General features: G+C 47.0%; 17 protein-coding genes. 8 read left to right on the top strand and 9 right to left on the bottom strand.

The window, feature by feature from the left end; translation table 11 throughout:
- Nucleotides 1-242: 242 nt before the first annotated feature.
- Nucleotides 243-1,928 (top strand): DNA mismatch repair endonuclease MutL, encoded by a 1,686-nt coding sequence (gene mutL, locus K4A83_RS00745; RefSeq protein WP_265262460.1) that lies wholly within the window; start codon nt 243-245, stop codon nt 1,926-1,928.
- Between the two features lie 142 nt (nt 1,929-2,070).
- Here mutL and K4A83_RS00740 read toward each other — a convergent pair whose 3' ends face one another.
- The 3 genes from K4A83_RS00740 to K4A83_RS00730 all read right to left on the bottom strand — a co-directional run bounded on the left by K4A83_RS00740 (nt 2,071) and on the right by K4A83_RS00730 (nt 4,950).
- Nucleotides 2,071-2,970 (bottom strand): mechanosensitive ion channel family protein, encoded by a 900-nt coding sequence (locus K4A83_RS00740; RefSeq protein ID WP_265262459.1) that lies wholly within the window; start codon nt 2,968-2,970, stop codon nt 2,071-2,073.
- 8 nt (nt 2,971-2,978) lie between these two features.
- On the bottom strand, nt 2,979-4,163 hold the full coding sequence (locus tag K4A83_RS00735) for a hypothetical protein (RefSeq protein ID WP_265262458.1): 1,185 nt from the start codon (nt 4,161-4,163) through the stop codon (nt 2,979-2,981).
- Between the two features lie 157 nt (nt 4,164-4,320).
- Complete coding sequence (locus K4A83_RS00730) at nt 4,321-4,950, bottom strand: phosphoribosylanthranilate isomerase (RefSeq protein ID WP_265262457.1); 630 nt, start codon at nt 4,948-4,950, stop codon at nt 4,321-4,323.
- Between the two features lie 155 nt (nt 4,951-5,105).
- Here K4A83_RS00730 and psaK point away from each other — a divergent pair, with 155 nt between their 5' ends.
- From psaK to K4A83_RS00705, 5 genes are all read left to right on the top strand, one after another.
- Nucleotides 5,106-5,369, top strand: a complete 264-nt coding sequence (gene psaK / locus K4A83_RS00725; RefSeq protein WP_407809769.1) for a photosystem I reaction center subunit PsaK — start codon at nt 5,106-5,108, stop codon at nt 5,367-5,369.
- A 622-nt stretch (nt 5,370-5,991) separates the two neighbouring features.
- Entirely contained in the window at nt 5,992-6,384 is a 393-nt protein-coding gene (locus K4A83_RS00720; protein ID WP_265262455.1) for an FHA domain-containing protein, read from the top strand.
- Between the two features lie 117 nt (nt 6,385-6,501).
- A complete protein-coding gene (locus tag K4A83_RS00715) occupies nt 6,502-7,236 on the top strand; it encodes a hypothetical protein (RefSeq protein WP_265262454.1) in 735 nt (244 codons plus the stop codon).
- An 83-nt stretch (nt 7,237-7,319) separates the two neighbouring features.
- Entirely contained in the window at nt 7,320-7,556 is a 237-nt protein-coding gene (locus tag K4A83_RS00710) for a hypothetical protein (protein WP_265262453.1), read from the top strand.
- Nucleotides 7,557-7,558: 2 nt separating this feature from the next.
- Nucleotides 7,559-7,789 (top strand): hypothetical protein, encoded by a 231-nt coding sequence (locus tag K4A83_RS00705; RefSeq protein WP_265262452.1) that lies wholly within the window; start codon nt 7,559-7,561, stop codon nt 7,787-7,789.
- Nucleotides 7,790-7,898: 109 nt separating this feature from the next.
- On the opposite strand, the gene K4A83_RS00700 is transcribed toward K4A83_RS00705, so the two are convergent.
- The 3 genes from K4A83_RS00700 to K4A83_RS00690 form a co-directional block, all read right to left on the bottom strand.
- A complete protein-coding gene (locus K4A83_RS00700; RefSeq protein WP_265262451.1) occupies nt 7,899-8,660 on the bottom strand; it encodes an alpha/beta fold hydrolase in 762 nt (253 codons plus the stop codon).
- A 4-nt stretch (nt 8,661-8,664) separates the two neighbouring features.
- A complete protein-coding gene (fldA, locus tag K4A83_RS00695; RefSeq protein WP_265262450.1) occupies nt 8,665-9,177 on the bottom strand; it encodes a flavodoxin FldA in 513 nt (170 codons plus the stop codon).
- A 290-nt stretch (nt 9,178-9,467) separates the two neighbouring features.
- Nucleotides 9,468-10,496, bottom strand: a complete 1,029-nt coding sequence (locus K4A83_RS00690; RefSeq protein WP_265262449.1) for a chlorophyll a/b binding light-harvesting protein — start codon at nt 10,494-10,496, stop codon at nt 9,468-9,470.
- A 378-nt stretch (nt 10,497-10,874) separates the two neighbouring features.
- Between K4A83_RS00690 and K4A83_RS00685 the strand changes: the two genes are divergently transcribed.
- Nucleotides 10,875-11,846 (top strand): universal stress protein, encoded by a 972-nt coding sequence (locus K4A83_RS00685; protein ID WP_265262448.1) that lies wholly within the window; start codon nt 10,875-10,877, stop codon nt 11,844-11,846.
- A 10-nt stretch (nt 11,847-11,856) separates the two neighbouring features.
- Here the strand turns inward: K4A83_RS00685 and K4A83_RS00680 are convergent, their stop codons facing one another.
- Entirely contained in the window at nt 11,857-12,933 is a 1,077-nt protein-coding gene (locus K4A83_RS00680) for an ABC transporter ATP-binding protein (RefSeq protein WP_265262447.1), read from the bottom strand.
- Between the two features lie 134 nt (nt 12,934-13,067).
- Between K4A83_RS00680 and K4A83_RS00675 the strand changes: the two genes are divergently transcribed.
- The gene (locus tag K4A83_RS00675; RefSeq protein ID WP_265262446.1) at nt 13,068-14,744 is read left to right on the top strand and encodes an ABC transporter permease; all 1,677 of its coding nucleotides are present in this window, start codon (nt 13,068-13,070) and stop codon (nt 14,742-14,744) included.
- A 29-nt stretch (nt 14,745-14,773) separates the two neighbouring features.
- Here the strand turns inward: K4A83_RS00675 and K4A83_RS00670 are convergent, their stop codons facing one another.
- Both K4A83_RS00670 and K4A83_RS00665 read right to left on the bottom strand, forming a co-directional pair.
- Nucleotides 14,774-14,983: a DUF1049 domain-containing protein gene (locus K4A83_RS00670; RefSeq protein WP_265262445.1), complete on the bottom strand. Its 210-nt coding sequence runs from the start codon at nt 14,981-14,983 to the stop codon at nt 14,774-14,776.
- A 76-nt stretch (nt 14,984-15,059) separates the two neighbouring features.
- On the bottom strand, nt 15,060-16,520 hold the full coding sequence (locus K4A83_RS00665) for a phosphoglucomutase/phosphomannomutase family protein (RefSeq protein WP_265262444.1): 1,461 nt from the start codon (nt 16,518-16,520) through the stop codon (nt 15,060-15,062).
- Between the last annotated feature and the right edge of the window lie 19 nt (nt 16,521-16,539).

Genomic DNA, 16,539 nt, shown 5'->3' with positions numbered 1-16,539 from the left:
TTGGGCTTAATTGTGAGTCGGCAACAAGGGCAATCCATCATAAATCTTTGGGGTTTGCGTCGTCGCCCATCAGGGAAGTTAGGGCAAATTGGGAATTAGTAGAAAGCCTAAAAGTGACAACTTACTTTGTGAAAAAAATCTTTATAAGTGATAAAATAAAATCAGTTTATTGTTTGAAAATTTTTACTAAAAAACTACTAATAAACCTGAAGAATTGATGACCAATGGCAAATAATTGATTTATGCACTTTTCTATTCAACCTCTACCTCCTGAAGTTATTGATATTATCGCGGCTGGAGAAGTTATCGACTCTCTAACGGCGGTAGTGCGGGAATTAGTAGAAAATGCCATTGATGCGGGGGCGACTCGTTTAGTGGTGAAAGTGGATCCAGATTTATGGCGGGTGCAAGTGGCGGATAATGGACAGGGGATGACCCGGGAGAATTTGCGGCTGTGCGCTCACCCCCACAGTACCAGCAAGATTTTCACCTGTGAGGACTTATGGAAAATCACCAGTTTGGGCTTTCGTGGGGAGGCTTTACATAGTATTGCTCAACTGTCGGAGTTAGTGATTTTAAGTCGGGTGCAGGAGGAGGAGGATGTCGGCTGGCAGATTACCTATAATCAGCAGGGGGAAGGGGTGAAAGAGGAGGTGGTGGCCATTGCTCCGGGAACCGTGGTTACGGTGTCTAATCTCTTTGGTAATGTTCCGGTTCGTCGTCGGGGCTTGCCTTCCCCTCCCCAACAACTGGCGGAGGTGCAAACCCTGTTACAACAAATCGCACTCTGTCATCCGGGGATTCATTGGCAGGTGTGGCAGGGGGAGAAATTGTGGTTCAAAATTAGTCCGGGGATTAATGCTCAGGAGATTTTGCCCCAACTGTTGCGACGGATTCAACCCAGTGATCTGCAATTTCTCAGTTTAACGGTAGACTCTCCAGAGGACTCGGATAAGGCGCAAATTGACCTGATGATGGGTTTGCCTGATCGTTGTCACCGTCAGCGTCCTGATTGGGTGAAAGTGGCCGTGAATGGTCGTTTTGTGCGATCGCCTCAACTGGAACAAACCCTGATTACAGCTTTCAGTCGTACTTTACCCCGCGATCGCTATCCCCTCTGTTTTCTCCATCTCACCCTCAATCCCCAGCACATCGACTGGAACCGTCATCCTGCCAAAACAGAAATCTATCTCCATCATCTCGACTTTTGGCGGCAACAAGTCAGCCAAGGGGTAGAACAGGCCTTGCGCATTAGTCCCGCCGAATTAGGGCAAACCGCAGAAAACCAACGTCTGGGGCAACTCTTGAAGGTCGCAGAAAGCACCACCCCCTACCATCTCAACCGGGAAATTGCCCCCCCAACGGCCTCCCCTTCCGCCCTGCATCTCATCCCCTTAAAAGCCGTGGCACAAGTGAATCAGACCTATATTGTGGCGGAACATCCTCATGGGGTGTGGTTGATTGAACAACATATCGCCCATGAGCGGGTTTTATATGAGCAGTTACAAGATGCTTGGGAGTTGATGAGTGCTGAAAGTCCCGTCATTTTAAACAATCTCCAAGCCAAGCAAGTGGAACAGTTAGAGCGCATTGGTTTGGAGGTGGAGGCTTTTGGGGAACAAATGTGGGCTGTGCGGACTGTCCCGGCTCCCTTATTGCCTCGGGCGGACTGTCGGGAGGCGTTGTTAGAGTTGAGTTGGGGGGGAGATTTGGAAACGGCCCAAGTAGCCACCGCTTGCCGCAGTGCTATCCGTAACGGCACCCCTTTAAGTCTTTCGGAGATGCAGGCGCTCATTGACCAGTGGAAAGTCACTCGCCATCCTCGCACTTGTCCTCATGGTCGTCCCATTTTTCTGGCTTTAGATGAGTCTTCCCTTGTCCGTTTTTTCCGTCGTCATTGGGTCATTGGCAAGAGTCACGGGATTTGAAGTTTCAATACCTCATAGGCATTATAGGTCATTTCAAGACTGTCCTAGATTAATAGCGGAGGACGGCTTTTTTAGGTACGGGTTGACATTTCAGTTCATTCTCAATGATCGGGAATCAATAATTGATTATTAGCTAAACCGACTACAAATCGGGTAAATTTTCGGTTTTTCCCAGAGGAATTCTTTGGGGATAGGATATTTTTTCATAGGCAAACGCCGCTTTAGCCCGTCGGATTAAATCAGTTTTATAGACAAACTCATCCCGCGCATCAATGGGATAAGAACGTAACTTAAACTGAGTTCCCCAAAAATGCTCCGTAATTACCACAACAATAGGCAGTTTAAGCTGAGTATACTTACTACTATAAGCCGCTTGATATAAAATCTGCATCACCTTTTCCACATCCACATGATGGTCAAAGTAAAAATCTGTTGCTACTTGTGCTTCAAGTTCACCACTGTTGGAATTAGAAATAGGTTCTGTCCAGGTTTTGTTATGGGGAATTGTAATGAGATCATCGTCTGGGGTTTGAATTTGAATTCCCCGTAACCCATAACCTACCACTTCTCCATAATATCCCTCAATATTCACCCGATCTCCTACCCGATAAGGGGCTTCAAATAATGAAATTACTCCGGCGATAATTGAGCTTACATAATCTTTAAATGCAAACCCTAAAGCAACGGCAATTGTACCCGTAACTGCAATTAAATTTGATTCAGAAAGTTGAATAAATGAACTCAAAATATAGGAAACAGTGATCAACAAAATTAATCCTTTCCAGAAGGGAATAGATTGTTTAATGATTAATCTAAAGCGACGGGGAACTTTTTCAGAAAGCCAATTGCAAAACCACTGCACTACATAAATACTCATATAGGCTATCAAGAGCGCGATAATACCATATAAAATTTTGAGGGGCGTAATATCCGTCAAAACTTGTTCTGAAAAATCTTGAGGATCGTCGATAGCAAACACATAATTTTGATGGGGGATAATTAACCCTTTGATGGAAATTTGTTGAGCCAAAGCTAGTATCATCTTAAATCTCATCCTATAAAAAAGTTATTGTTTTCTAAGTCAGATTTAATGGCTAAATAAAATAAAGGATGAACAGATAAGTTAACCCCTTTAATGATTAATATTTCTTGTTTTAATAACCACTGAATTCGGGTCTGAATTTGACTTTCTGATTCTCCTAATGTATGGGATAAATGATGGCGGTGAATAATGCCATGAATCAAGATAGCATGAAGAATATAGCGATCAAAGTTGGTCAGTGTGGGTAAACTAGGTAAAGAAGGTTTAACTGAATAAACATTTAAACGCTGGTCTGTTTTGGGGGAAGGACTAAAATTTATTGCATCTAAATCCAGATTTTCCACTTCAGCTTGTTTGAGACGTAAACTCTGTAACCAAAGATATTGAGCAATAGAACTTACCCCACAAGATTGATTGGCAATGAATTCCCAATAAGCTGGACGAGGATCATTATTGGATGATTCAGGCTGATCTAAGTTTACGAGGTTTTCTGCCCTAGATGTTAACCATTTTTCTAGGTTCTCTCCAGCAAGTTCTGGCAAGTTATGAATGGGGTCAAAGTAGGCACTGATTTGACAAACAAAATCCAAAAAATTCCAAGCCCAGGCACTGCATCCAATCACCCAAAAACAATCTCGATTCTGGACAATCACTTCCCTTAAATATTCAATACTTTCCCAGCCTCCAATACACCGCAAAAAACACTGTTCGAGTGCAGGAATAATAATTAAAGTTTTCCGCTTTTGTTTCGCGTCTTCTGGCAAGGTTTGAATTATTGTCTCAAAATCGCTGGTTTTGATGGGTGAATGGTCAGCAAGAGCTTGACAAATTTGCTTTTTAATGTATCGGGGGTTGAGGGGGCGTTGTAAATCCTTCAAGGGTGTAATTACTTCTAGGGAGGGAGATTCCCATTGTTGAACACTCTCGTTGATGATTTTGGCGGTGGGTTCAACGGCACTGGCTAAAAAGACGAGGTGGTTGGGTGCTTCGATGTTGTTTTGCCAAGTTTCAACGGCTGTTGCGATCGCATCCTGAATGTTCTGTTGATAAAGTGGGGGAGTAGGGGAATCCTCCAGTCGTTTCACCAGTGCCGTGTTCAGGTGTTTGGGAATATCGAGCAATTCATCTTCAGATTCCGTGCTGGGAGGTTGGGTAAACCAAGCTTGAATCTTTTGTTGAAGGAATCGTAACATGACATTACTGATCGATTTAGATTGCACTACCCACACTAAACCCATAGGGTATGGTGTGGGCTTGTGGTTTCCCAACTGTAGCATGATCCCGCTATTCACCCCTTCACAAGTCGGGAGTCTTCTGGTCAGAGAAAATCAATCTTTGATTGCTATTTCCTTAAAGGTTTTTCATCACCTGTAATAATTGAGCAACTTTCTGTAAATCTTTATCGCCGGGCGATCGCTCCACACCACTGGAAAGGTCGATCCCACTAGGCTGGACTTGTTTCAAGGCTTCCCCAATATTCCCCGGTGTGAGTCCCCCGGCTAAAAACCAAGGCACCGGAGGCGCAAAATCCGCTAAGTCAGCCCAGTTCAAAACCTGTCCGGTTCCCCCATACTGTTGGGGGTGGTAGGCATCTAATAGGATGGCATCCACAAAGGGGGTGTAGTCCTGCACCACCTTGAGAGATTCAGAGGTTTTGAGGCGCAGGGCTTTCCACAATTCTACACCGGGCATCTCCTGCCCCAAGACCTGACAAAAACTGGGGGACTCATCCCCATGCAGTTGGACCCCCGTTAGGTCTGTCAGGGTCACGATTTCCTGAATTTCCGCTAAAGTTGCGTTGACAAATACTCCAATTTTATGTAGATCACGGGGTAAAGTGGCGAGTAGGTCTTTGAGGTGGGGAGGGGCAATAAAACGGGGGGAACGCTCAACACAAATGAAACCCAAGGTGGTGATTCCCAGTGCGGCGATCGCCTGTCCCTGTTCCGGTTGGGTAATTCCACAAATTTTGATACGCATTATTACAGATAGTAACTAATTATAAAGATTTATCTTGATTTATGAATTAAAGTGTGAAGTATTTCAACAAACATCTAAGGAAGAGAGTGGAAATTTTTATAATTTGGGGGAATTTTTTAAGCATTTTAGCAAAAACGAGGAGTAAACCCCCCATGATGACGACAACCCTATTAGCCACCACCGCCAGCACCTCCGAATGGAATTTATCTATTGGGATTGTGATGATTGTCTGTAATTTAGTGGCGATCGCCCTCGGTCGTTTTGCCATCAAAAACCCCGGCCAAGGCCCTGACCTCCCCATTTCTAAACCCGCACTATGGGAAGGTTTTGGGGTCACTGAACTCCTAGCCACCGGAAGTTTTGGTCATATTTTAGGAGCAGGGGTTATTTTAGGCCTAACCAACGCGGGAGTTCTTTAATCAGATTGCCCGAAATTCCCCTGACTGTAAGTGGCGTGGGGGAGTTCGCGAATAGTAACTAGATTCAGCTTCACACAGCACAGGGAGAGCCAGAACAAGCCACAAGCGGCTCTCCCTGTTTTCTTGCGGCTGTTTTAGCCGGGGAGTGATCTACAAATCCCAGATGAATTTTAGTCGAGGCATCCATTAGGATATCAGGTTAGAGTAAGGGTTATTTTGAGCGTGATCTCAATTACCCGGATCTTAGTCCGATGGCTGGGAAAATAATCAATAGGATTGCCCTTGTCCTTGAATCAGGAAACTTCATCTTTGCCTTTGGCCTGATGGAGTAGTTCCCCCCAGTGAGTTGTCAGATGAAAGAGTTAAGCCCTAAAATGACAAAGTACCCAGTCACCCAATCCCAAATTCCATTATTCCAAGTTCCAGTAACTGAGCGCGATCGCCTGGTTCTATTCCCACTCCCTCATTCAAATGACCCCCCCCGGTCTAGAGTCACGCTGGTCTAACAGCAAAACAGGATATCTTTTCTCGGATATTCCGTCTTACCTTGACTCTGATCCATACTAGAGTGCTGGAATCAAAAACAGCAAACGTCAATCCATTAAACCCCAACCAAGCATCAGTGATCACTCTAACTCTGCTGCATCCTCTCCAAGCGGTTCCAGTACAAAGCTGGACTTTTGAACCCAATTCCGTCATTCGTATTGGGCGATCTACCGATAATGAAGTTGTTTTATATAGTGCAGTTGTATCCCGTCATCATGTTGAGATCCGCCCAGGTGCCACCACAGACTGGGAAATTGTCAACTTAGGCGCTAATGGAACTTATATTGATGGCAAGCGCATCACCCGCACCGAGGTTGTGAATGGGATGGTCATTCGTTTAGCCAGTTCAGGGCCCCAGATTCAGATTCGCATTGAACAACAAGACGGGGATGATACCAAGTCCTCTTCCTCTAAACGTCCCTTACCGCCTTTGGGAGAAGATCGTTCTAAAGACACCTTAATCACGTGATATTCAGGGGAATAGGGAGCAGCATTAACTTTTCCGAATTAGCTTTTCCGACAAAGCGCCCAGTCCAATGCTAAAATCCATCGCTTAAGATGGAAAGTATTGTGCTGGTACAACTTCATGAAAGAACGATGGATTTTGACGGGAGTAACAGCCTTACTTTTACTGGGTAGTCTGCCGAGTTATGCACAAGACTTGAATGGCCAATTACGTCAAGCTGTTTGTCAACAAAATTGGACAGAAGCGATCGCCATTGTAGATCGAATGATGCAGCGTTCCCCCAATCAGGCCGATCGTCTCCGCACCTATCGCCAAAATTTAGCCAGCTTACGAGAGCGCGGGGTCAAAGTCCCCAACTGGCAAGAGAACTGCCAGCCCCCCGCCTCCACCCCCCTTTCTGGAGAGCGCGCAGAGGAGCTATATAGCGCGATTAAGACCCGTTACGACCAAATTTCCTCAAATATGACCTATCAACAGGTTTCTGTCCTGTTAGGGCGGCCGGGTAACGAATTAGAACGGGGTTATGTTTACGATTGGGAAAGCTCGGATGGGAGGACTTTAAGGGGAGAATTTAATAATCAAGCCTTAACCCGGGTGAGTATTATTGCTTTGGGAGGCGTGAACTGTCGGGAGAATGGGGAAAACTGCACCCCGCGAGAACCTCCCTCTACTTTTGAGCGCATAGAAACGGGGATGCAGTATGAACAGATTGTTCAACAGTTGGGACAACCGAACCGTCGGCAAGAGTTAATACGGTATGAGTGGAATTTTGCCCTTGCCCGACAGCAATGTAGGATTGTGGTGGGGTTTATTGGCGATCGCAGTCAAGGTAAAGCACTTTCCTGTGCCAATTGATCCTAATGGACGTTAGAACTTGTCGCCACAGATGAGTTCTATGCCGACAGTGTTGCCTAAAACTCGGGAATTTCTCTGAAAAAGTGGATTTTGAAATTATCAGCGAGATATCAGACATTGAAATCATTGCTGTGGGAAACGGTATTCGGGATCGTTCACGTCTACAAAAATATTATGGAAAAGGTAAATGGAGGAAGTTAAAAGGGGTTGCACAAGTGCGCCTCCCAAACAATATGATAAGACTAGCTGAAATACACTGGTATGAGGCTCATGGTATTGGAAAAAAAGAGTTCAAGTTAAAGTTGCCATTTCTGGATTAGCCATGAAGCACAAGCCATCAATCCATTTTGCAATCTGCCTCAATAATCAAGGATATGAAGCATCATTAGAGGTAGGAAAGTTATACCAGATCATCGACGATGAGCAAGCCCAAGGGAATGGACTCATCCGTATTATTGACGAAAGTGGAGAAGACTATGCTTTTTCAACACAACGCTTTTATCCCGTTGAGTTACCCCAAAATGTTGAAGCTATTTTGTTGGCAACAGTATAGTTTTCCTGTAGAAAGCTAACCCAGATTTTTGATTACTGGGTAGCCTTCTGAAGCCGAAAAATGAGCAAGGACTAAGACTTTTGACAACAAAGCCGAATCGCGATCGCAGTCAAGGTAAAGCGCTTTCCTGTGCCAATTGATCCCGATAGACTTTAGCCCGCCAAAAGTTAAGGATTTGTTGTCCCACCTCTTGGGGATAGAAGTAGTGGAAAAAATAGCGTCCTTGGGGATATTGCCAAAGGCGATCGCATTTTTTCAGCCAACAGCGCCATTCCTGAAACCTCTCGTTATCCACCACCTCATCATCCTCACTGCCACAAACCAACAGAGGAACATCTACCATCCGGGGGTGAAATTGGAACTGTTTCGCCAAAGTATGAGGAGAGATAGAGGTTTGTAGATCCTCCTCCAACAGTCTCACTAATTGGTGACTCATAAAACCGGATTGATACCCAAAGAGATGATTCACCATTTGCAACAACAGAGGTTGTCTTAAACAGGGGAATTGGGACATTCTGCGGTAATAGTAAGCTTGCCAATCCATCCCCCCATCAACCCCAACGGATAACAACGTCAGCGATCGCACTTTTTCAGGATAGCACTCCCCATAGAGTAAGCCTAACAAGCCACTAATTCCATGACCCACCAAATGGACAGGATACGGCAAAGTTTTTAAATAATGATGCAGCAGAATCACCACATCCTCCAAACCTAGAGGCTGATCTAAATTCGGACAATATTCCCAGTGAGCCACGGTACAATATCGAACCAGATATTTCAATAAGGGTCTATCCAATTTTTGCAACGCTGGACTCCCATTCAACCAAACCACATCGGGCGTTTTACTGCGAGAATGTTCTACAAGTTTCACCAGACTATACCCCAAATTCTTGTTTAACCTGTGCGACCCACGATTTAACCCGACTTGCCGTTAAATCACTTTGGTTATCTTCATCCAGTGCCAACCCCACAAAACGATTATTCTTCACCGCTTTTGACTCATTAAAATCATAGCCATCCTTCGGCCAATATCCCACCGTCTTTCCTCCATTTTGGCTAATCTTTTCCTCTAAAATACCCATTGCATCTTGAAAATTATCAGCATAACCAATCTGATCACCCGCTCCAAAATAAGCGACCTTCTTCCCAGAAAAATTAATCTCGTCCAACTCATCATAAAAGCCTTCCCAATCACTTTGTAATTCCCCCACATTCCAAGTTGGACAGCCTATGATTAAACAATCATATTGCTCAAAATCTCCCGCGTCTGTTTCAGAAATATCCTGAATTTTAACTATAGTTTCTCCGCCAAATTCTTGCTGAATTAACTCAGCAATCGTTTCGGTGTTTCCCGTTTGTGTGCCGTAAAATAAGCCAATTTTTGCCATGATTTTTCACTCCATGAAAATTAGTCAACTAAAAACCTGTTCTTTAAGCCAGCCATCCTGACACTCTGGATTGATGCACCCCTGAACTAGAACAGGACTCATGCTCAGAAGTTTCTCGTGCTTCCAAAAGTGGTAAAACTTGACGACAACTGGGACAATACCAATACAAACCATGGTGATTGATGTGTCGTAAAAGTTTGTTAGAACAACAAGGACAATCCATAATTTAAAGCCGGGAGAAAGTGATTTTTTGAATGAGGGAGAAAACACCTCCCCTGCTGCCAATAGGCTTAGGATTCTAAGGAATTAAATGCCCGTTCAATGCGCCGAAAATCGAACCCTAGAGCGCGGAGTGCGTGCCATAAATGCCCTTGTAAGAAGAAAAACGCTAGGAAGAAATGGGCATTGGCTAACCAACAACGAGCCGTATGAGTCCCAAAGGGTAAAGAAGCCGTATCCGCAAAATAAGGAGCAATGCCCAGTTTAATTTCTAGAGGCGCGCCATAAAATTCAACGGGATAGGCTAAAGGATTCACCGCGCAGAAATAGGCCGCCACAAATCCAGCTAGAGCAATTCCACCCAAAGAGTAGGAAAGAATCGCCTCCCCAGAAAAAATCAGCACTTTTTTCGCCCAAGGAAGGGGGGGAACTAAGATGTGCCAAACACCGCCTAAAATGAGCATTATTCCTACATAAATATGACCGCCAACCAAGTCCTCTAAATTGTCCAAGGTGGCAAAATGGGTCTGATAGCCGTAGATAATGGCAGGATTAAGGGTCGGTTCCGTCACCACGCGCACGGTTTGGCTGGCCGCGTCATACAATCCACCCCAGTACATGGCTTTCCCCACCAGTAAAAGCGCTCCCATGCCGAGAAAGAGCAGATGATGGCCTAAAATCAAGCCCAACTGTTTGGAATCATCCCATTGGAAATGGAACTTTTTCGCCCGACCGGATGCGGTTTTGAGGTCTTCTGGGGCTTTAAAGGTATGGAAAAGGGCTCCCGCACCGAGGACGGCTGAGGCAATCAGGTGAACCACTCCCACCACAAAGTAGGGGTAAGTGTCCACCACTTCGCCCCCTTGACCGACACCGAAACCCAAGGTAGCGAGATGAGGCAGTAGAATCAGCCCCTGTTCTCCCATGGGACGCAGGGGGTCAAACCATGAGATTTCGTAGAGGGTGAAGGAACCTGCCCAAAAGGTAATCAGAGCCGCCTGGGCAACATGAGCGGCAATAAATAAACCGGAAAGATTGGCAAAGCGAGCGTTCCCCGCCCACCAGTCGTACTGGACTTTGGGATTTTCGTAAGTTTGCATATTGGGTCAATTACAGAGGATTTTGCTGGTTACTTATTGACGATTACTTTCAACAAGCTTTCGGAAATTAGTTTAGAATAATTCTCAATAAAATAGTGTTAAGTTTTGTGAAGTTCAGGCAAAGGGGGTCAAAAGCCTTGCCTTGATGTTGGAACGGGGGAATTGTCGGGGTATGAGGGAGGGATAGGTGGTCTGGGTGAATCTGTAGAGCGGGGGGGCAACGGGGGAATTTTGCTAAACTTTAGTGATTTAGATTCTCAACAAATTTAAAAGATTAAGAGAGAACTATTCTTAATAATTTTGGGAAATCTCCCTTGTAGCGCATCCAGTGGGATGATAGAGGTAGGGTCGCCATCCAATGGGGAGGGAGAACGCATTATGACAGAAACACTAGAATCCATTAAGTATCAACGGGTATTAGTTGGGGTGGACTGCTCCACACAAGCGGAATTTGTGGTAGAACAGGCTATTCGCATGGCTCAATACCATCAAGCTAAATTATTGATTTTCCATGCTTTACCCTTCGATACAGACCTGAATGCGGGGTCTTATAGTGACATCTATGGTCAGAATTTGAGCTATTTTGCGCGCACCATGCAGGAAAAACTGGAGGCGGAAGGGGAGCAGGTGCGGGAATGGCTCTCGGCCTATTGCGATCGCGCTACACAAGCAGGAGTCCAAGCGGATTGGGATTGGCGCGTGGGAGATCCCGGTCGCAAGATTCAAGAATATGCTAAAACTTGGCAGGCTGACCTGATTGTTTTAGGCCGTCGGGGAATCAATGGCCTCCTCGAAATGTTTATGGGCAGTGTGAGTAATTATGTGGTGCATCATAGCCAGTGTTCCGTGTTCGTGGTGCAAGGCCTGCCGGAAAATACCGAACAAGTCACCCACCAACGCATTTTGATCCCCCTCGACCAGTCCAAATATACTGACAAAATCTTGGATCTAGGGCTACAGGTCGCCAAACAGGAAAATGCGCGGGTGATGTTGCTCCATTGTCAGCCCTTAGAAGACCGGATTGATTATTTCCGCGAGGCCTACAGTGAGGAGTTTTTACACCGCACGAAGGCTTTACAAAATCAAATTGTGCGGGATACGCAACGGGACGAAAAATGGCTCTCAGACTATGCCCAAGAAGCAATAGACCGAGAGATTCCCACAGAATGGGAGATTAAACAGGGGGATGCGGGGTTTTGGATTCGGACGGTAGCTCAAACTTGGCAAGCGGATCTGATTGTGATCGGTCGTCAAGGTCATTCTACGCTGACGGAGTTTTTCCTCGGCAGTGTGAGCAATTATGTCATTCACCATGCCCCTTGTTCAGTCCTCGTTCATCAGAAACGCTAGACTCCAAACGCTAGGACGCGGCACGATTGGGGAGATCCTGGGGGAATAACCGCAGACTCTGGGGGATGACGGAGATTTGCACTTTTGTCCCAATGTCTAAGGGTTTTTGCTGGGTAGCCCGTGCCATTAATTGCTGGCCTGTGGTGGTTTTGAGGCTGTAACAATGTTCGCGGCCTAAAAATTGGCGATCGCAAATCACCCCATTTCCCCCCTCATCGGGCTGCAAAATCAGATCCTCCTGACGCACCATAATTTCCCCCGACTCCTCCCGAGTCTCAGGCAACTCAAACACCCCTAACTCCGTTTCCCACCCCCCGGGTCCCCGTTGAGCGGGTAGAAAGTTTGCTTGGGTGACAAATTCCGCCACAAAACGGGAAGACGGTTCTAAATACACCCCCTCTGGCGTACCTAACTGTTCTAAATGGCCTTGCTGCATCACCCCCACCCAATCCGAGATCGATAGGGCCTCCTCTTGGTCATGGGTCACAAACACGGCAGCCGTATGAGCCGCCTTGAGAATCATCCGCAACTCTTGCCGCAAGCGCAACCGCACTTGAACATCTAAGTTGCTCAACGGTTCATCTAGCAACACCAACGCCGGACGAGGAGCCAACGCCCGAGCCAAAGCAACGCGCTGTTGTTGCCCCCCAGACAGTTGATAGGGGTAGCGTTGGGCTAATCCCTCCAAACCCACTAAATGGAGGACTTCCCCGACACGCCGGCCCACGCTACGGCTCATTTGCTTGCCCTGTCGCAGCCCAAAGGCAATGTTATCCGCCACGGTGAGATGGGGAAACAGAGCATAGTCTTGAAACACCATCCCCACCCCCCGCTTTTCCGGGGGCAGCCATTCCCCTTGTCCGGCCACCACTGTTCCCCCAATCTCCACCCAGCCCTGATCCGGTTCTTCAAACCCCGCAATGAGACGGAGGAGGGTAGTTTTCCCACAGCCCGAGGGGCCGAGTAAACCGAGTAAATCCCCTTCTTGTAGCTGAAGACTCACTTGATTAACCGCCGGAAGCGTTCCGGGGGCATAGGTTTTACTAACGTTTTCCAGGGTAAGAATAATGGGCGATTGAGCAATCATGGGCAGGTTAAACACAGACCGACGGTAAGAAAAATCTAAAACTTCTCAAAGATAGACCGAATTTTATTGTAAAGTAGTTTTTGCAAGTAATTCTCATTAATTTGTAGATGTAGTCTTTCGGAGTTGCCGTTAAATTGTCTACTTTTTCCTTTCCAGTCAAACAACGCCTATCCTTTAAAGCCCTACCCTTCAATGGTTGGACCTTGGGAGTAAGTGCGATCGCCTTCTTAATTGCCTGTCCGGTTCTCTTCGTCCTCAGCCATTTATTCGTGGATTCCACTGAGATTTGGAGTCATTTAGCTGCCACCGTCCTTAAAGATTATGTCGTCAATTCCCTCTGGTTGATGTTGGGGGTAGGGATTGGGGCGTTGGTCATTGGCACTAGCACCGCTTGGCTCGTCACCGTTTGCCGTTTTTCGGGGAGTTCTTGGTTTGAGTGGTTGCTGCTGTTGCCCCTCGCCGCTCCTGCCTATTTATTAGCCTATGTTTATACAGACATTTTAGATTATTTCGGTCCCGTTCAGCGCTTTCTGCGCCATCTCTTCGGCTGGACCAGTATTCAAGATTATTGGTTTCCCTCAGTGCGCTCCCTCCCCGGTGCGATCGCCATGTTAGTGATTGTCCTCTATCCCTACGTCTACCTCCTCGCCCGCGTCGCCTTCTTAGAACAATGTACCTGTACCCTAGAAGCCAGTCGTTCCCTTGGTTGTACCCCCTGGCAAAGCTTCTTTAAAGTAGCCCTCCCCCTCGCCCGCCCCTCCCTCACCGCCGGATTAGCCCTCGCCCTCATGGAAACCCTCAACGATCTCGGCACCGTCGAATATTTCGGCGTACCCACCTTTACCACAGGCATCTATCGCACTTGGTTAGGCATGAGGGAACGCAACGCCGCCGCCCAACTCGCCGCCGTCTTACTACTCTTTGTCCTCACCCTCATTATCCTAGAACGGGTTTCCCGTCGCCAAGCCCGTTACTACCAAGGCACAGGAGATTCCAAACCCCTCCAACCCTATCAATTAAAAGGCTGGCGCGCTGGTTTAGCCATCACCACTTGCAGTATTCCTGTATTACTAGGCTTCCTCATTCCCTGTGGTTTCCTGTTGGACATGACCTTAACCCATCTCAACCGTTCCTTTACTAGCAGTTTCTGGCAACTAGCCAATCACAGTTTCATTCTCTCCAGTATTACAGCCGGCTTAGGCGTAGTCATTGCCCTGATTATGGCCTACGGGCAACGGTTACAAAATAACTGGGCAATGGGGGCAGCCGTGCGCATTGCCTCAATGGGCTATGCGGTACCCGGTTCCGTCATTGCCGTAGGGGTTTTGATTCCGATGGGCAACTTTGACAACACCGTAGACCAATGGATGCGTTCCACCTTCAACATTTCCACAGGATTGTTATTAAGCGGCACCATTACCGCCCTAATTTTTGCCTATTTAGTCCGGTTTCTGGCCGTATCCTTCCACACCGTCGAATCCAGCCTAGGCAAAATCAAACCCAGTTTAGATGAAGCCTCCCGCAGTTTAGGACAAACCCCCACCAATACCCTCATTAAAATTCATGCGCCCTTAATGGGAGGGGGATTACTCACCGCCGTGATGCTCATTTTTGTAGATGTCATGAAGGAACTTCCGGCCACTTTAGTGATTCGTCCCTTTAACTTTGACACCCTCGCCATCCGGGTCTATCAATACGCTTCCGATGAGCGCCTAACGGAAGCGGCCGCCCCTGCCCTAGCTATTATTTTAGTGGGTTTACTCCCGGTGTTATTCCTCAGTTATCGCATTGCCCGTTCTCGGGTTTGTTAGACCGAAAATGAACTATCAATTATCAATTTTTAACGGCGAGTTAAAACGGGTAACATCGCCCCAATCAGTAAACCTAAACCGACCCCAAAGGTCAGGAGAACTCCAAAGGGAATTTCAACGGAACTAAAGGTTAAAAAGTTCAAAGAAATGGGGGTGATATTTTGAATAGAAATCACCGCAATAGTGACCAACCAAGCGGTAATTAATAGGGAAATCAGGAGATTGCTAAAAGTTCTCATAAGACCTCGCAGTATGATAATTAGGGTCTGCTGAATAAGTTGGGAATGGGGGAGTTTGGGAATTAAGAATTATTCCCTATTCCCTATCCCAATTTTCCACACCAAACTTGATGGAATTCTGAAAAGGAGCGAGCAGGCTTTGTAACGCTTGGGCAAGTTCCCGTTGCTTTTGGGGACTATCAGTTTCCAGAGAAGCCCGCAGGAGGGGTTCTGTGCCGGAAGGACGGAGCAATACCCAACTGCTATCTTGTAAGTAGAATTTCAGACCATCTTGGCTGTTGATTTTGTCTAGGGGAATCCCTGCGAGTTCCTTGGGGGGCGTTTGGCGCAAATTGTCGAGAAAGGGACGAATTTGAACCATCGGCAGGGGGAAGTCTAGACGTTGATTGTAGCGTTTTCCTCCCGCTTCTGCGATCGCCTCCTGAATCAAAACCGAGAGAGGTTTTTGGGCCAAAGCGATCGCCTCCACCACCAACAAATTGGCTAAAATCCCGTCCTTCTCAGGCAAATGGCGACCAATACTTAACCCTCCCGAGGACTCCCCCCCAATTAAAACCGGAACCCTGCCCATAATTTCCCCAATATACTTAAACCCTACCGGAGTTTCATAACAGTCTAGACCATAGCGTTGAGCCAGTTGATCTAAAGCGTGGGTCGTGTCTAGGGTGCGGACAATCGCCCCCCGTTCCCCTTTTTGGTAGAGATGACGAGTGAGCAACAGGAGGATTTCATCGGGGGTACAATAGTTTCCCTGTTCATCGAGAATCCCAAAGCGATCGCCATCTCCATCCGTCGCCACCCCCAAATCCGCTCCATCCCGTAATACCGCCTCCCGCAGACTCTCCAACTGTTCCGAACAAGGTTGAGGAGAGCGCCCCCCAAACAGAACATCTCGTTGAGCATGGAGAGTTTCCACCTCACAACCATAATCCCTCAACGCCTGATCTAAATAACCCCGGGTGACAGAATAGAGTGCATCAAACTTGACCCGTAATCCCGCTTGACGGAGACGCGGCAGATCCAGCAATTCCTTTAACCGAGCTAAATAGGCTGGTCGAGGATTAAACAAGGTAATCCGATCCCCTCTAGTCCCTTGGGGTAAGGCATCAGACACCCGAGATAAAGCTTGGGAAATCGCATCAGTAATATGGATGGGGGCTGGTGCGCCCCAGTGGGGGATATACTTGAGGCCGCAATACATAGCGGGATTATGACTAGCGGTGAACATCAAAGCGCCAGCCGAGGGTTGAGAACGGGCATGATAGGCTAAAACAGGCGTGGGACAATCCCGATCCACTTGCCAAACCCTGCGGCCTTCCTCACTTAACACCTCGGCCGCCGTTTGGGCAAACTCAGCCGCCAAGAAACGGGTATCATAGCCAATCAACACGGGACGATCGAGAGGGTAGACAGTGGCTAAATAGGTTGCGATCGCCCGTGTCACCTGACAAACCCGAACAAAGGTAAAATCATCCGCAATAATTCCCCGCCATCCGTCGGTTCCAAAGCAAATTCCCGGCTGACCTCCCCTATTCATCCCTCATTCCCACCTAAGT

Origin of the sequence: Spirulina subsalsa FACHB-351, assembly GCF_026130165.1 — a bacterium.
Classification (GTDB): domain Bacteria; phylum Cyanobacteriota; class Cyanobacteriia; order Cyanobacteriales; family Spirulinaceae; genus Spirulina_A; species Spirulina_A subsalsa_A.
Note: the sequence above shows the minus strand (reverse complement) of the source record. Positions and strands in the feature narration are given on the sequence as shown.

Excerpts from the sequence above, each read along its gene's own strand:
- mutL (WP_265262460.1), top strand. The coding sequence starts at position 243 with ATGCACTTTTCTATTCAACCTCTACCTCCTGAAGTTATTGATATTATC.
- K4A83_RS00740 (WP_265262459.1), bottom strand. The coding sequence starts at position 2,970 with ATGATACTAGCTTTGGCTCAACAAATTTCCATCAAAGGGTTAATTATC.
- K4A83_RS00735 (WP_265262458.1), bottom strand. The coding sequence starts at position 4,163 with ATGTTACGATTCCTTCAACAAAAGATTCAAGCTTGGTTTACCCAACCT.
- K4A83_RS00730 (WP_265262457.1), bottom strand. The coding sequence starts at position 4,950 with ATGCGTATCAAAATTTGTGGAATTACCCAACCGGAACAGGGACAGGCG.
- psaK (WP_407809769.1), top strand. The coding sequence starts at position 5,106 with ATGACGACAACCCTATTAGCCACCACCGCCAGCACCTCCGAATGGAAT.
- K4A83_RS00715 (WP_265262454.1), top strand. The coding sequence starts at position 6,502 with ATGAAAGAACGATGGATTTTGACGGGAGTAACAGCCTTACTTTTACTG.
- K4A83_RS00705 (WP_265262452.1), top strand. The coding sequence starts at position 7,559 with ATGAAGCACAAGCCATCAATCCATTTTGCAATCTGCCTCAATAATCAA.
- fldA (WP_265262450.1), bottom strand. The coding sequence starts at position 9,177 with ATGGCAAAAATTGGCTTATTTTACGGCACACAAACGGGAAACACCGAA.
- K4A83_RS00690 (WP_265262449.1), bottom strand. The coding sequence starts at position 10,496 with ATGCAAACTTACGAAAATCCCAAAGTCCAGTACGACTGGTGGGCGGGG.
- K4A83_RS00685 (WP_265262448.1), top strand. The coding sequence starts at position 10,875 with ATGACAGAAACACTAGAATCCATTAAGTATCAACGGGTATTAGTTGGG.
- K4A83_RS00680 (WP_265262447.1), bottom strand. The coding sequence starts at position 12,933 with ATGATTGCTCAATCGCCCATTATTCTTACCCTGGAAAACGTTAGTAAA.
- K4A83_RS00670 (WP_265262445.1), bottom strand. The coding sequence starts at position 14,983 with ATGAGAACTTTTAGCAATCTCCTGATTTCCCTATTAATTACCGCTTGG.
- K4A83_RS00665 (WP_265262444.1), bottom strand. The coding sequence starts at position 16,520 with ATGAATAGGGGAGGTCAGCCGGGAATTTGCTTTGGAACCGACGGATGG.